Here is a 1,710-nt window from a genome sequence, read left to right on the forward strand (position 1 = left end):
AAAAGCGGCATTAAGTGTGATTCCAAACGAACCACCTGTTCCAAAAGAGAAACCGTCAGCCGATTATCCGCTTTATTTAACGACAGGCAGAGTCATGTCTCACTACTTAACAGGCGTCCAAACAAGAAAAAGCGCCGCCCTTGCCGCGAGACATTTTGAATCGTTTATGGAAATCCATCCGCAAACAGCAGCGACCTACAATATCGAGGACCGTGTACTGGTAAAAATAGAATCGCCGCGGGGAAGCATCACCGTCCGCAGCAAATTATCAGAACAAATCAGAAAAGATACCGTTTTTGTTCCCATCCATTGGGCAGACGCTCAAAATGTGAATGATTTAATCGGGGAAGCCTTAGATCCAGCCTGTAAAATGCCCGGTTTTAAGGTATGCGCCGTCCGAATCAGACCTATTTAAATTTTTCATAAAATTTTTAGAACTTTTCGTATATTTTGTTACATTTTATAACATGTATCTTAAATATTCCTTTTTGCTGTGCTACGCTGGAAAAAACATTTGATAAGGAGCGGATCATCTGATGGGAAAAAAACAGCTAGTTCTTGTTGGTAATGGAATGGCCGGGGTAAGGGCCATTGAAGAGATACTGAGTGTTGCTAAAGACGAGTTTCAGATCACAATTTTCGGTGCCGAACCGCATCCCAATTACAACCGAATCCTTTTGTCAAAAGTGCTTCAAGGCGATACAGATATTAAAGATATTACGTTAAACGATTGGGACTGGTACGAAGAAAACAACATTCAATTGTATACAAATGAAACAGTCATCAAAGTGGACACGGAAAACAAAACAGTCATCACAGATGCAGACAGAATCCAGCCTTACGATGAATTGATCCTGGCGACAGGATCGGTCCCTTTTATCCTTCCGATTCCGGGCGCAGACAAAAAAGGCGTCACAGCTTTCCGGGACATAAAAGATACAGACACAATGCTCGCCGCGTCAAAACAATATAAAAAAGCTGCCGTCATCGGCGGAGGACTACTTGGTTTGGAAGCAGCTCGCGGACTGCTGAATCTCGGCATGGACGTGTCCGTCATCCACCTTGCCCCATTCCTGATGGAGCGCCAGCTTGATGCAACGGCAGGACGCCTGCTGCAAAACGAGTTAGAAAAACAAGGTATGACCTTTTTACTTGAAAAGCAAACAGAAGAAATTGTCGGTGACGACCGTGTCGAAGGCCTCCGATTCAAGGATGGCACAAGCATTGAAGCTGATTTAGTCGTCATGGCTGTCGGCATCCGCCCAAATACAACGCTCGGGGCCGAGAGCGGCATTCCGGTTAACCGCGGCATCATCGTCAACGATTATATGCAGACTGAAATCCCGCACATTTACGCGGTCGGCGAATGTGCCGAGCACCGAGGAATCGCCTACGGGCTTGTGGCGCCGCTGTATGAACAGGCAAAAGTGCTGGCAAAGCATATGTGCGGCATCGAAACAAAACCGTATGAGGGCTCCGTTCTCTCCACACAGTTAAAGGTATCAGGCGTCGAGGTCTTCTCTGCCGGTGACTTTAACGAATCAGAGGAGAAAAAAGCGATTAAAGTCTTCGATGAGCAGGACGGCATCTATAAAAAAATAGTCCTGAGAGGCAATCAAATTGTCGGTGCTGTTTTATTCGGCGACAGCAGCGAAGGCAATCGCCTGTTTTCTATGATTCAAAAAGAAGCCGATATCTCTGAAACCTCTA

Annotated in this window: 1 protein-coding gene and 1 pseudogene; both read left to right on the forward strand. The window is 45.9% G+C overall.

What is annotated here, in order from left to right:
• Nucleotides 1-415: molybdopterin oxidoreductase family protein (locus ACWHAR_RS20640; protein WP_452087681.1), on the forward strand; the 415-nt coding region annotated here is incomplete at its 5' end.
• 121 nt (nucleotides 416-536) lie between these two features.
• Nucleotides 537-1,710, forward strand: a pseudogene (nasD, locus tag ACWHAR_RS20645) (NADPH-nitrite reductase); the annotation flags it as partial.

The sequence above is a fragment of the Bacillus sp. LR--39 genome, from assembly GCF_053613335.1.